A 12,810-nucleotide genomic window follows, 5' to 3' on the forward strand; every position below is an offset into this window, starting at 1 on the left:
GCTCTGCCCTCGCCCTTGCCCGTTTCCCGCACGCCCGCGTCCCTGGTCTGCGAAGGGAGGTACCGCCATGTCCGTCGTTACCACGCCGGCCGCTCCGGCCGCGGCGTCCCGCTCTCCGGGTGCCGACTTCCGGCTGCTGCTGCCCGCCGTCTCGGCCTGGGCGGTCACGGCGGCGCTCCTGCGGCTGGAGCCGGGGTACGAGGCCCTCGTCCTCACCTCGGCGGGCCTCGCCGTGCTCGTTGCCGTCCTGCTGCTCGCCCGGCGGGGGGTCCTGCGCCGGCGTGGGTCCGCGGCGACGCTGGCCGCCGTCCTGCTCACCGGCGCGGCAGCCGCGATCGCCACCCCGCTGCACACCGCCGACCTCCACCGGGGGCCGCTGCCGGAGCTCGCCCGTGCGGCCATGGCCGCTGAACCGCGAGCGCCGGGCGCGCCGTCCCCGGTGGTGGAGGTGGAGCTGACCGTTGCGGCGGACCCGAAGATCCATACCTCCCGAGGCGGTACCGTCGTCGGGCAGACTCTCGTCACGGTGGACGCGGTGGCCGACCGCGTCTCCCTGCTCCCGGACGGGCGGACCACCCGCACGCGTACGCCGGTGACCGTCATGGCCCGAGGGGCGGAGGACGAGCCCTGGCAGCGGCTGCTCCCGTCCCAGCGACTGGCCGTGGAGGCCGAGGTGCGCCCGGCGGGGGAGGGCCGTGACACCGAGTTTGCTGCGCTGCTGGTCGTCCACGGGCCGCCCCGGCAGCTGGCGCCGCCGAGCCTGCCGCAGCGGATCGCCGGCCGACTGCGCGAAGGACTGCGCTCGGCCACCGACGGACTTCCGGCGGACGCGCGCGGGCTTCTCCCGGGGTTGGTCGTCGGCGACACCTCGCGCCTGCCCGACGACCTCGACGACGCCTTCCGGGCCACCGACCTGGTCCACCTGGTGGCGGTCAGTGGGGCCAACCTGGCGATCGTCCTCGGCGCGCTGCTGGGCGCGCCCGGGCAGGCCGGCACCCCGGAGCGGCGCGGGCTGGCCGCGGTGCTGGGTCTGTCGCTGCGCACCGGTGCACTGCTCGGCACCGCGCTGACGCTGGCCTTCGTCACCGTCTGCCGGCCCGAGCCCAGCGTGCTGCGGGCGGCCGGGACGGGGCTGATCGGCATGCTGGCCCTGGCCACCGGCCGTCCCCGCCGAGCGGTGCCCGCGCTCGCCGGAGCGGTCCTGGTGCTGGTCCTGTTGGACCCTTTCCTGGCGCGCTCGTTCGGCTTCCTGCTCTCGGTGCTCGCCACTGCCGGGCTGCTCGTCCTCGGGCCGCACTGGGCCGAGGCCCTGCGGGCCCGGCGATGGCCACGCCACCTGGCGGGCGCGCTCGCGGCGGCGGCGGCCGCCCAGGCGCTGTGCGCTCCGGTGACGGTGGTGCTGTCCGGGCACATCAGCCTGGTCGGCATCCCGTGCAACCTGCTGGCCGAGCCGGCGGTGGCCCCGGCAACACTGCTCGGCTTCGGGGTGCTCGTCCTGCACCCGTTCCTCCCGGCCGTGGCCCACCTGCTCGCGGCGCCGGCCGCGGTGCCGGTCGGCTGGCTCGCCCTGGTGGCACGACGCGGCGCCGAAGTCCCGGGCGGCCAACTGCTCTGGCCAGGAGGGTGGTTCGGGACGGTGACGGTCGCGCTGGCCGTACTGGCGGCCTGCTGGGCGGCGCCGCTCCTCCTGCCCCGACGGGCGGAGCCGGGCAGGCCGATGCCGGCGCCCACCCGGCGGCGCTGGGCGCGGGCCCTGGTGACGGTGGCGCTGACGGTGGTCCTGCTGGCCGTGCTGCTGCGCCCGCCGCAGCTCACCCGGATCGCCACCGGCTGGCCACCGCCGGGGTGGCGACTGGTGATGTGCGACGTCGGGCAGGGAGACATGTTGGCCCTCGCAACGGGGGCGCCGGGCAGCGCGGTGGTGATCGATGCCGGGCCGGATCCGAAAGCCGCGGACAGATGCCTGCGGGACCTCGGCATCACGACGGTTCCCTTACTACTGCTGACGCACTTCCACGCTGACCACGTCGAGGGCGTGCCGGGGGTGCTGCGAGGCCGCAGGGTCGGCGCGATCGAGGGCACCACGCTGGACGACCCACCGGAAGAGGCGGCCCGGGTGACGGGCTGGGCCGCAGGTGTCGGCCTCTCGTTGCTGAGAGCCGGCCGGGGTGAACGGCGCTCGGCCGGTGCGGAGTTGGCCTGGGACGTGGTGTGGCCCGTCCCCGGTGCGGCTGTCGAGGCACCGGGCCCGAACAACGCAAGCGTCGCATTGATGGTGTCACTGACAGGAGGACTACGGATGGCACTGCTCGGAGATCTCGAACCCCAGGCCCAGTCGGCCTTGTCGGGCCGGGTGGGGAAGGCCGATGTCGTGAAGGTGGCACATCACGGATCGGCCCACCAGGACTGGGACTTGGCCGCCTCCCTGAGGCCCCGGTTGGCCCTGATCTCCTGCGGAGAGGGCAATCCGTACGGCCATCCGTCCCCGAGGACGGTCGACCACCTGCGCGCACTCGGCGCCACCGTGCTGCGCACGGACCGGGAGGGGGACATCGCGGTGACGGGTGACTCCCCGGCCACCCTCGGCGTGGCCGTCCACCCCCAGCCCTCCCACGCAGCCCGCCACCCGCGCAGCCACGGCGGGGGCGGCGGGGGCGGCGGGAACCGCGGGGGCGAGGGGCAGGGCTCCGCAGCCCACGCCCACCCCGAGCAGACCCCGGCCTCCCCCCGAGCTCCGCCCGTGTGACCCCCGCGCTCTCCTCCTCCCACCAACCACGTGGGGCAGGGAAAGGGGTAGGGGGCTGTGGGAGGAGTGGAGGGGTGCGGGAGCGGGGCCAGAAGAAACGTTCCGGCGCGCTCCGGGTAAGCCCGGAGCGCGCCGGCGAAATGCCACGAGCGCGGGGGTGAGGGCGGCCCGCAGTGAGGTGTCGACGATCGGGTGAGGGTGGGGAGACGGTCGCGGCGCGCTCCGGGCCCGGCCCGGAGCCCCTCAGGCCTCCTCGCGCCAGCCCTCGTAGCCGGCCGCGAGGGTGTCGAGGGCGTGCAGCAGCGCCGGGGTCCAGCCGCTCTCCGGGGCCTCGGACACGATCAGCCACTGGGCATCCTCCGCGTCGTCCTCGCCCGCGAGCGCGTCGCGGACGACTTCGAGCTCGCCGAGGTCGGGCTGGGTGGCGCCGAGCTCCTCGGCGGCCTCCTCGGCGGCGTCACGGTCGGGCAGGACGAGCAGCTGCCGGGCGTACGGGTCGTCGACGGCCGGGAGGTCGGTGGTGTGGTTCTCGGTCACCGGGCCATTGTCCAGGTCGGCCCGCCCGCTCCGTCGGGCGGGAGTGTCCGCGGCCCGTGGGATGCTGGTACGCGATGGCCAGGAAGAGTGCACCCGACGACCTGCTCGCCCCGCTGACCCTCGCGGTCGGCCAGGAGGAGCTGCTGCTGGACCGTGCGGTCGCCCAGGTGGTGGCGGCGGCGAAGGCTGCGGACCCGGACACCGACGTGCGGGACCTGCCGCCCGGCGGCCTGCAGCCCGGCAGCCTGGCCGAGCTGACCACGCCGTCGCTGTTCGCCGAGCGCAAGGTGATCGTGGTCCGGGCCGCGCAGGACCTCTCCGCCGACTCGGTGAAGGAGGTCAAGGCGTACATCGAGGCGCCGGCCGAGGAAGTGATCATGGTGCTGGTGCACGCCGGCGGCGCCAAGGGCAAGGGCCTGCTGGACGCCGGGCGCAAGGCCGGCGGGCGCGAGGTGGCCTGCGCCAAGCTGGCCAAGGCGAGCGAACGGCTGGCCTTCGTCAAGGGCGAGTTCCGCACCCTGGGACGCTCGGCGACCCCGGAGGCCTGCCAGGCCCTGCTGGACGCGCTCGGCAGCGACCTGCGCGAGCTGGCGGCCGCCTGCCACCAGCTGACCTCGGACGTCGAGGGCACGATCGACGAGACGGTGGTGGCCCGCTACTACAGCGGCCGGGCCGAGGCGACCGGCTTCGAGGTGGCCGACCTAGCCGTCACCGGCCGGGCCGCGGAGGCGCTGGAGCGGCTGCGCTGGGCGCTGGCCGTCGGCCAGCCGCCGACCGGCATCACGTACGCGCTGGCCTCCGGCGTGCGCAGCATCGGCCGGCTGGCGAGCGCGGGGCGGAACATGCGCCCGGCCGACCTGGCCCGCGAGCTGGGCATGCCGCCGTGGAAGGTCGACCGGGTCCGCCAGCAGATGCGCGGCTGGACGGGCGACGGGGTGGCCACCGCGCTGACCGCGATCGCCCAGGCCGACGCCGCCGTCAAGGGCGGCTCGGACGACCCGGCCTTCGCCCTGGAGCGCGCGGTGGTCGCCGTCGCCCGGGCCGCCCGGGCCGGCTCCCGGCCCGCCTACTGACGGCCGTCCGCTGACGGCGGCACGGCACGCACGGCGCGGGCGGTACGGGCGGCACAGCGCGGCGGGCAGCGGAGCCGGACCTACTTCTTCATGGCCCGGACGGCGTCCTGCCCGTCCGACTGGAGGGCGCTGCGCAGTTCCTCCTTGGACGGCGGCTTGCCCTTGCCCTCGGTGTAGCTGGCCGAGTAGTTGATGTAGTAGGTCATCCCGCCGTCGCGGATGTCCAGTTCGGCGTAGACGCTGTGGTACTTGTCCGAGCCGTCGTCCTTGTACAGGAAGTACGCCTCCTCGCCGAGCCCCGCGATGTCGGTGACCTGGTAGCCGCGGGCCCGGTAGAGCTCCTTGTTGGCCTCCAGCTCGGGCGCGGGGTTGACCGCCTTGTGCAGGTCGGCGCGCAGGTAGACGTTGGCGTACTCGCTGTCGTTGTTGCCGCCGGTGCGCTTGAGCGACATCGAGCAGTTCATGCTGTCCAGCGCCGGATGCCGGTCGGTGTGGTGGGTCGGCGCGGAGGTGTCCGAGACGGAGTGCGTCTGGAGGATCCTGGTGGGCTTCCCGGTGGTGCAGAAGTCGTCGGAGAGGTGGTAGCCGCGCAGCCCGCGGGGTGAGGACTCGCTGCTGACCAGGCCGGGGACGGCCATCACGGCGGCGGTCCAGCCGACCGACACGATCACCGCGCCGACGAACGCCCAGACGGCGTTGCGCCGCAGGTTCCCGCTCCTCCCGGGGCGCGGCGCCGCTCCGGCCCCTGGCGCGGCGGGCAGACCGGGTGCCGGGGCCATGCCGGGCGCGGTGGGCAGCCCGGGAGGCGGTCCGAAGCCGGCGGCACCCGCGGGGCCCGGAGCGCCCGGTACGGGCTGCGCGCCCCCGCCCGGCTGCTGCGGGTAGCCGTACCCCGGTCCGTTCGGTGCCGGTGGCGGCGGTGGCGTGGTCATGGAAGTCCCCCCTGGGCCTGGCGTCGGGTGCTCCCCGCACCTCGATCGGACCTGACCGACCATAGCGGCCGGGCCGCGGAACGCGACAGGCGCCGCAGTGGCCTCCGGGAAGGAGGCCGACTGCGGCGCCTGCCGCACTGCTTCGTTGCACCGCACCCGCGTGGCGAACGCAGGCCGCGTGTGTTCGAGGCACTCAGCTGACCAGCCGAAACAGTCTCCATAGGCCTGTTAACCAGGGGAAACGCGTCCCGCGTTGTCCCGCGAAATCCCGGCCTGTCCCTACCTCATGTGTACTGAATGTGTACTGGAAAGGGACGGCGCAGCCCGGTGGTTGCACACCGGGCGGCGCCTGAGCCGGGCCCCTACAGGCAGGGAGTCCGACCTTGATGCATGACCCTACTCACATCCGCACGGCCACCGTGCACACCCACGACCAGGGGCCCGTTACCGGGCCCTGCCCGTCCTGGTGCCTCGGCACCCACCAGGACGGCCTCGACCTGGTCGACCTCGCCCACGAAGGGCCGGCGACGGCGCTCACCGCGGATGTGCCGCTCGGGTCGGTGCAGCTGCTCGACGCTGCCCTGTGCCAGTACCCGTACAGCAGCAACCCCGACGACCGCGAGGTGAAGGTGGCGGTCCTGCTCGGCACTGGCTGGCACCGCCTAGACCATGACGGGCTCCGGATGCTCGCCGCTCAGCTGGTCGTCCACGCCGGACGGCTCCGTGACCTCGCGGCTCAGCTCCGGAGTGTGGAGGGTGCCCTGTGAGGCGGAGGGCAGCCGCCGGAGATGGCGTCAGCATGGCTGACCTCATCGGCGCCGCGCTGGCCGGCCCCTTCACGTGGCGGACCGAGATGCCTCCGCAGGGCGGTCCAGAGCTGGCCGAGTCAGGGCCGAGTCAGGCTCAACAGGCGGTCCGGCGGGGTGCGGTGGGTGAGCTTCGTAGGGCGTGGGAGCGGGGGCTGAGCACGCGGTCGGCAGCGGCCCGGTGTGGGGTGAGTCAGTCGACTGCTTCCCGGTACTACCGGCGTTTCAAGGCCAGCCGGGAGCCATTGGCTCCGCAGCTCTGGTGAGCGGAAGACCATTCCGGTCACCAGCTTCGGTGGCGGCAGGTTGCCTCAGGCGGCGCTCGGATCGGCTTTGGTTCTCCGTTGCTCTGAACGCAACGCAGGTCGCCGTATAGGTGGGGTGGCCAGTCTTTTTCCCGGCTCCGGGAAGAACCCGAAACGCCGGGGCAGCCGCGGGGCACAGAGGGACAGCCTGTCCCTCACAGAGGTTCCGGAAGGACCCGAGTCCGTTGGGGCCCTCGGGGACCCAACGACGGACCGGAGCATCTTGGTGGCGCCGCCGAGAAGGGTGTGCACACTGCGCATGCCCTTGTCGCTGACAAGGGTGTCGTCAGTACCGACACCCCAGGTGGTGATCTTCGCAGCGCCGCGAAGGTGGTCACTCTGGCGGTGCTGCCAAAGTGATCACAGGTTCCGTCGCAATTCCCGACGGAACCCCGGGCTGTCGCTGTGCGGGTAGTCGCAAAGCGATCCGGAGGAATACGGGCCGGCCGCGTACCCCTCGGGTGGGGTCGGTCTGACCGACCCCACCGGTTCCGCCCGGAAGTCGGACGGGAGGGCGTCCACCGCCGTGGACGCCCTCGATTGTGTCGAGGCCACCGACAGGAAGGGGGTCCACAGTGTGGAGACCCCCGCCGTGGCCCCGCTACCGCCCCTCGCGCTCCAGCCGGGCGGCCGTCTGGTTCGCGTTGTTCGCGTGCGTGATCTGCTGGTGGGCGCTCCTGCCCAGGTCGTGCTGCTCGTGCGCGGTGTCCGTGTGGGCCTCGGCGGCGGCACGGTGCTGCTCGCTCAGCGGGGGCGTAGTGTTCTCGTCGGCCATGGTCGGCTCCTACCCGTTGTAGTTGCGCGGCTTGGTGCCGGTCGGCGGTTGGCCCGGGCAGTCGTCGTGCTCGACCAGCTCCCGTCGCTCATCGACCGTGCAGATCAGGCGTCCAAGGACGTACCCGTTGCAACGTGGACAGTGGCCCCTAGTGGCCGGTCTTGCGGCCCGCTTCCTGTTGACGGCGCTCACCGGCTCGCCTCCAGGCACTCGGGGTGAGCCATGGCAGGCCAGCTGTAGTGAGGACTCCCGGGCGGTGCGTCGGTGTAGGCGGTGCCGACGTTGGCCAGGCGCGTCCCGCAGCACCTCTTGCCGATGATGCAGGCCCTGCCGCGTAGCTGGTCGCCGTCGACCTGGAGCTGCCGGATGGCCCCGTTGAACGGCCTGAACTCCACCGTGATCGTTGTGGGGGGTTGCTCACTCACTGGTCCTCCGAAATGGTGCAGTCCGGGTGTGCCACCACGGGCCAGCCGAGCGGCGCCCGTCCCGGACCGGTGGACGTGTAGACGTGGCCGGCCCGAGTGAGGGGTGCGCCCGCGGTTGCGGGCCCGTCGCAGCAACGGCAGGTCACCCCGTGCAGCTGGTCGTCGGTGAGACCGGCCGCTGAGGGGTACCCGCCCGGCAGCTCTGCCAGCTGTTGGGGGTCAGCCATGACCAGCACGGTATGAACGGAGATTGCTCGACATGGCGCAGATTGCTCGGGATTTCTCCTAAGCCGCCGCGAGGTTCTGCCAGTTGCTCACGTGATGGTCAGTGAGGACCGTGCACGGGCTATCAGCCTGTGCGCCGCCGGGCCGTACACCGCCGCGGCCTGCAACTTTCCCCATACCTTGCGGTACAGGTCGATGTCGGACCGGTCGTCGAGCCACATCTCGGTGTTCCACGTCTCAACGATCGCCAGCCGGTCATCGAAGATCCAGAACCCGTGCTTCGGGACCACAGACACCGGGGCGCCGAGAGGGACAATCCCCAGCTCAACATTGTCGAGGCCCAGCAGGCCACCGAGCCGGTCAAGTTGTGCGGCCAGGACGCTGGGCGGGCAGATCTGCACGTACAGCGCGGCCTCGGCCATGATGAACCGGAAGCGCTTGCCAGGGTGGTACAGGGCTTCCTGGCGGCGCATGCGGGCGCGAACGCCTTCCTCGATGTCCCTGGGACTGTCGTGCAGGTCTGTGGCGTGGGTGAGGACGTGGCGGGCGTACTCGGCGATCTGGAACAGGCCGGGAACGATGCCCGGCTCGTAGCCCGTGGTCACCGTGGTCTCCTGGCTGTGCGAGACGCCTACTTCCTGCCGGGCCCGGTGCCCGCCGGCGAGTAGGCGCCTCCACGTCCGGTAGCGGGACTCCAGCCCCTGGAGTCGCCCTTTCAGCTCTCCTGCCGACTCCGGTTGACCGACAGCCTCGGCCCAGGCTTGCAGATCGGCCGGCGTGGCAGTCTGCCTGCCGTTCTCCAGCTTCGACACCTTCGATGCCGGCCATCCCAGCCGGGCGGCGAGATCGCGGCCGTTTACGCCTGCCTCGGTGCGCAGTTCGCGAAGACGCGCACCGAGGGACAGCCGGGCTTGTTGGTAGTCGGTGCTCACACGCCGGAGAGTACCCGGGCGGCAAAGTCCCGGGTCGGGGTGGCGAAGTGCCATGCTGCGTCTCGCGCTTGGCAGGCGGCCAGGACTGCCACCGGGTCTTCGGTGATCTCGACGCCGAGGGTGTTGTCAGCCTCATCGAAGTGGAAGCGGACCAGGGTCTTGGAGTCGAACAGCCAGTAGTCGAACCGGGGAAGGCCGAGCCGGTCAGCGTCGGCACGAGGCAGGTTTCGGATGTCCTCGCCAGCCTGGGCATTGCTGAGGCCGGACGTGAGCAGGAACCGTTGGCCGATGGTGATGGGGTCGTCGACCAAGCGGACACGTTCGAAACGCTTGCCGGCCGCGGTCTGACGTTGCACGTTGGTGTGCCACGGCTGGGTGGGATCGAACTCCAGGGGCTCACCCCGCAGGAATCGCTCGTAGCGCTCGGTGCCGATGTCGACGGCGTACCCGCGGCGCGTCTCCAGACGGAATGCGGTGTGTTCGAAGTCTTGGAAGAAACGGGCGATGGTCTCGAACGGCAGGATGTTCGGCACGTGCTACTCCTTCGGCGCAAAACGGGTCAGCAGCTCGCGCGGGACGACGACGAAGGTCTCCCCGGGAAGCACGTCGCGCAACTGGGCAAGCGCTTCGGTATCGGTGAGCTGGTCCCCCTGGACGACGATGTCACCGGCCTCGGTCTCGTACAGCGTCGGGCAGTTGCCGGTGTCGCTGGTGCTGCCGAGGAACTTGAGCTTCATGGCGCTCTCCGTCTCTGCCGGGCTGGAGCTACCAGGATGGCCGCTACCGGCTGGCAACGGGGTTGGTTCGGCAGATCTGCGTGGCTCTCAGGACCACGCAGATGTGAAATCGGGCGTGATCTTATAACCGGCGGTTTCACACCCGCCCAGACACAGCGGAGCGCCCGGCCGCCAGTACGGCGGCCGGGCGCCATCGGCGAACCAGACCGGATCAGGGGGTCAGGTCGACCTCGACGATCGCCGACGGGCGCAGGATCTCCAGACCGAACCGGCCCTCGAACCGGAAGCGGATCATGTTCCGTTCGAAGTCCGAGGCGCCCACACCAGTACCGAGGGCGTCCTTGTCGTACATGTTCTCGGACCAGTCGAGGGTGCCGTCCTCCAGGACGTGCAGACGAGTTGCCGCCTGCCAGTCGACCAGGTGCGTGGTACCGACCGTCGCCGACAGGGAGGTGACGACCGGCGCTCCCCAGAGCCGTCGGGAAGCCGGGTTCACCGCATTGCCCGGACCGCCGTAGTAGAACCGCGCCTCGTTGTCCTGCAACAGCTCGAACGCCTCCCAGTCGTCCGGGTGCATCAGCCAGCCGGCGCCAACCAGGTGCCCGACCTTCTCCAGCTTCGTGACAGCCTTCCGGGCCGTCCTCAGGATGTCCGTGTCGAAGGCCTGGACCTGCGAGCCGGAGACGTTGGAGATGCCGGTCATGTGCTCGCCGGTGCCGTCACCGTTCACGATCTCGCTCTCCAGACCGAGTTCGAGGCCGAGGCGCATCTCCTGGTCGAGGAACTGCCGGAGGGCCGGAGCGTCCTCCAGGTCGAACTTGTTGATGGGCTCGGACAGGTGGGCGATGGTGCGCACGCGGTCGTCGACCCGCGCGAGGGTGTAGGTGCTGGTCGGCTTCTTCGCTCCGGGCGCGACCACGGCTGCGTTGTTGGTGCGGACCGTCTGACGGAGGTAGGAGAACCGCGGGCCGGTGTTGGAGGCCAGCGGAATCAGCTGTCGCACCGACAGAACCGGCACGTCCGCCCGAACGGGCTCAGGGTCGAGCGGAACCGTCACCGGCACGGTGCCAGCGGCAAGGAGACCCTTGAACTGGCCAAACTGGTCAGTGCTCCGCTTGATAACCGTGGCGGCCCACGTCGAACCACCGGCGGCCTTCACCCGCGGGTCGAGGTGCTGCCCTTCCTTCGAAGCGACCCCGACCCCAATGGAGTTGCCAAATTCGGTGAGAGCCTTCTTCATCTCGGCATCGGCGGACCTCGAAGACGTGACGGCGGCCCGATCGTGGGCACCTTGGGAGCCCAGGGGGACATGCTGAGTCTTCTGCTCGCGGGTTCCCGAGACTGGCGTCTTCATCTGCGCCTGCAAGGCCTCCAGCTGGGCGCGAAGCTCCGCGATCTCGTCGGTCTTGGCCATGTTCTGCTCCAGTTCCTCTTCGGTCGCCCCCTCGTCGAGAGCCTGCTTACGTGCTTCGAACATGCGGGCCCGCGCCTTCAGCGCCACCCCGCCTGCGATGGACGCGTCGACCGGGTCAACCACCTCGGCCTGGGCGCGTACTGCCGCCTCGTACCGCTTCACCGCGGCCCGGTACCCATCGACAGGAGATGACTTCACCTCGTCGGTGCGGGTCTCCTGGTTGGCGCCGACGATGCACGGCGACACCTCGTGCAACTTGAGCTGACGCAGCTCGTACACCGGCCGACCGTCCATCTCGCCGTATCCGCCGGCCTCGATGTCGTAGGCGAAAGACCAGTTCTTGATCCGACGCCCCTTCAGCAGGCGGTACACCTGGGCGCCATTGGCCGAGTCGAGGTCGAGCTGAGCCTCGATCTGCAAGCCCTCTGTGGTCTCCATGGCCTTCACGACGTGGCCGACAACCATGTTCGGGTCGTCCATCCGATGCGACCACAGCACCGGGATGGTGTCGCCGGTGGACGCCCAGTCCGCAAGCGTCTTGGTGAACGCCCCCGGCATGACGACATCGCCCACCGAGTCCTCGTTGCCGAACACCGACACCAGTGCGGTCACCCGCCCCTGGCTTCCTTCCTGCTCCGCCGCCTTGATCACGGCACGAGCCTGCTTCACCTTCATCCGCTGTCCTTGCTGCGGACACACCCGATCTACGGGGCCCGCTGACTGATGTGGGACACAGCCCGGAGACATGCTCGACAGGTCTGTGTGTTGGGGGATGCTGGCGGTCAACTAGCGAGCGCGTAAGGGCTGGCTGTGACGGCCGCGAAGCTCGGCATCTCCGGCGCGGCGGGCGTGAACGCCTCGCGGGGCTGGAGACTGCCTGATCACATGGTACCTGTCCGGGTTACCTTCCGGGAGAGTTCAATGCCATCACAGAACCAGGTCACCTCCGCCCCGTGGCACTCGCAGGGCAACTGCTCGACCCGGCAGACGCCAACGCCTTCCTCCCGGGCCAGCCAGACCACGCCGTCTCCGTCGATGACACCACCCCGATCCATGTCCGTGACCCACGGCCTCGGCAGCAGCGGGCCCAACGGGCTGTGCTCCATCACCGTGAGTACCAAACTCATGCCGCCGGCCTCACCGCCGACGATCGGCCTGACGATTCGCTTGCTCATGTCCGTCTCCAAATCTGTTCGTCCCAGCGAGCGGCCCACTCGGCAGGAACTTCGACAGTGCGGGGGAAACCCAGCACTGGTTCGATCTCGTCGTCTGGCTTCCGTACGATCCGGCGCGTCACTGGCCGGGTTTGCTCGGGCTCGGCTTGGTCGTCGTCGTGCCCGTCATATCTCCTCCTACGCAAACGGATTGTCGATGTTGTCGCCGTCCGGCTCGGACTGGTCCGCAAGACCGATCCGCACCCGGGCATCGACCGTCAGGCCCAACTCGCGAGCCCAGTAGCGCAGCTGCTGCGATGCCTCGCGCATTGCCACCGTCGCCGGGTTCTTCACCAGCCGGCCCCGGTCGTGATCCGACCGGCCCTCAACCACCGGCCCACGGTCCCGAACATCCGCCGCCGAGACGGCGAACGCCGACCACCACGAGCAGTACGCGGCAACCGCTGCCCGGTCGCCCTCGCGGAATCGCGCGGGCTGCGATGCGTACACCTCAGCCAGCCGGTACCACTCGGCGAGCCCCGAAGCGTCGAGGATGGATGGCTCAGTCGTCCAGTCGAGTCCTAGACCGCCGACCTCGGCGTCCCTGGCCGCCGCCACGGCAGCCACCTGGGGAATGAGCTTGAGCCCCGGAGGGGGCGCGAGAGCTGAAGCGGTACGTCGTGCGGGCATTGAAGCCCTCCGTCCAGAAGTAGTTGTGAAGTCTGCGGGCGTGCGCGGAGTTCACCGCG

General features: G+C 70.9%; 15 protein-coding genes. 4 read left to right on the plus strand and 11 right to left on the minus strand.

Features of this window, described 5'->3' with window-relative positions:
- The first annotated feature begins 67 nt into the window (after nucleotides 1-67).
- Nucleotides 68-2,746, plus strand: a complete 2,679-nt coding sequence (locus tag ACIRRH_RS00475) for a ComEC/Rec2 family competence protein (protein WP_403059559.1) — start codon at nucleotides 68-70, stop codon at nucleotides 2,744-2,746.
- 243 nt (nucleotides 2,747-2,989) lie between these two features.
- Here the strand turns inward: ACIRRH_RS00475 and ACIRRH_RS00480 are convergent, their stop codons facing one another.
- Nucleotides 2,990-3,283, minus strand: coding sequence for a hypothetical protein (locus ACIRRH_RS00480; RefSeq protein ID WP_403059562.1), 294 nt, complete (start codon nucleotides 3,281-3,283; stop codon nucleotides 2,990-2,992).
- 74 nt (nucleotides 3,284-3,357) lie between these two features.
- On the opposite strand from ACIRRH_RS00480, the gene holA reads away from it, so the two are divergent.
- Nucleotides 3,358-4,356: a DNA polymerase III subunit delta gene (holA, locus tag ACIRRH_RS00485; protein WP_380771890.1), complete on the plus strand. Its 999-nt coding sequence runs from the start codon at nucleotides 3,358-3,360 to the stop codon at nucleotides 4,354-4,356.
- Between the two features lie 80 nt (nucleotides 4,357-4,436).
- On the opposite strand, the gene ACIRRH_RS00490 is transcribed toward holA, so the two are convergent.
- Nucleotides 4,437-5,288, minus strand: a complete 852-nt coding sequence (locus tag ACIRRH_RS00490; RefSeq protein ID WP_403059565.1) for a hypothetical protein — start codon at nucleotides 5,286-5,288, stop codon at nucleotides 4,437-4,439.
- A gap of 386 nt (nucleotides 5,289-5,674) precedes the next feature.
- Here ACIRRH_RS00490 and ACIRRH_RS00495 point away from each other — a divergent pair, with 386 nt between their 5' ends.
- Complete coding sequence (locus ACIRRH_RS00495; protein WP_403059568.1) at nucleotides 5,675-6,055, plus strand: DUF6907 domain-containing protein; 381 nt, start codon at nucleotides 5,675-5,677, stop codon at nucleotides 6,053-6,055.
- Nucleotides 6,056-6,141: 86 nt separating this feature from the next.
- On the plus strand, nucleotides 6,142-6,360 hold the full coding sequence (locus ACIRRH_RS00500) for a helix-turn-helix domain-containing protein (protein WP_403061061.1): 219 nt from the start codon (nucleotides 6,142-6,144) through the stop codon (nucleotides 6,358-6,360).
- A 640-nt stretch (nucleotides 6,361-7,000) separates the two neighbouring features.
- Here ACIRRH_RS00500 and ACIRRH_RS00505 read toward each other — a convergent pair.
- The 9 genes from ACIRRH_RS00505 to ACIRRH_RS00545 form a co-directional block, all read right to left on the minus strand.
- Nucleotides 7,001-7,174: a hypothetical protein gene (locus ACIRRH_RS00505; protein WP_403059571.1), complete on the minus strand. Its 174-nt coding sequence runs from the start codon at nucleotides 7,172-7,174 to the stop codon at nucleotides 7,001-7,003.
- A gap of 188 nt (nucleotides 7,175-7,362) precedes the next feature.
- A complete protein-coding gene (locus ACIRRH_RS00510) occupies nucleotides 7,363-7,599 on the minus strand; it encodes a hypothetical protein (protein ID WP_403059574.1) in 237 nt (78 codons plus the stop codon).
- Nucleotides 7,596-7,826 carry a hypothetical protein gene (locus ACIRRH_RS00515; RefSeq protein ID WP_403059577.1) on the minus strand — a complete coding sequence of 77 codons (231 nt, stop codon included), beginning with the start codon at nucleotides 7,824-7,826 and terminating at the stop codon, nucleotides 7,596-7,598. Before ACIRRH_RS00515 ends, ACIRRH_RS00510 begins: the two co-directional genes overlap by 4 nt.
- A gap of 87 nt (nucleotides 7,827-7,913) precedes the next feature.
- Complete coding sequence (locus ACIRRH_RS00520) at nucleotides 7,914-8,756, minus strand: helix-turn-helix domain-containing protein (RefSeq protein ID WP_403059580.1); 843 nt, start codon at nucleotides 8,754-8,756, stop codon at nucleotides 7,914-7,916.
- The gene (locus tag ACIRRH_RS00525; RefSeq protein WP_403059583.1) at nucleotides 8,753-9,289 is read right to left on the minus strand and encodes a DUF6879 family protein; all 537 of its coding nucleotides are present in this window, start codon (nucleotides 9,287-9,289) and stop codon (nucleotides 8,753-8,755) included. The genes ACIRRH_RS00520 and ACIRRH_RS00525 overlap by 4 nt, the downstream gene beginning before the upstream one ends.
- 3 nt (nucleotides 9,290-9,292) lie before the next feature.
- Nucleotides 9,293-9,493, minus strand: a complete 201-nt coding sequence (locus ACIRRH_RS00530) for a hypothetical protein (protein WP_403059586.1) — start codon at nucleotides 9,491-9,493, stop codon at nucleotides 9,293-9,295.
- 211 nt (nucleotides 9,494-9,704) lie between these two features.
- Nucleotides 9,705-11,582: an HK97 family phage prohead protease gene (locus tag ACIRRH_RS00535; RefSeq protein WP_403059589.1), complete on the minus strand. Its 1,878-nt coding sequence runs from the start codon at nucleotides 11,580-11,582 to the stop codon at nucleotides 9,705-9,707.
- Nucleotides 11,583-11,788: 206 nt separating this feature from the next.
- Entirely contained in the window at nucleotides 11,789-12,082 is a 294-nt protein-coding gene (locus ACIRRH_RS00540) for a hypothetical protein (RefSeq protein WP_403059592.1), read from the minus strand.
- A 177-nt stretch (nucleotides 12,083-12,259) separates the two neighbouring features.
- Entirely contained in the window at nucleotides 12,260-12,679 is a 420-nt protein-coding gene (locus ACIRRH_RS00545) for a phage terminase small subunit P27 family (RefSeq protein WP_403059595.1), read from the minus strand.
- Nucleotides 12,680-12,810: the final 131 nt, after the last annotated feature.

It is taken from the genome of Kitasatospora sp. NPDC101235 (assembly GCF_044767505.1).
In the GTDB taxonomy this organism is placed as follows: domain Bacteria; phylum Actinomycetota; class Actinomycetes; order Streptomycetales; family Streptomycetaceae; genus Kitasatospora.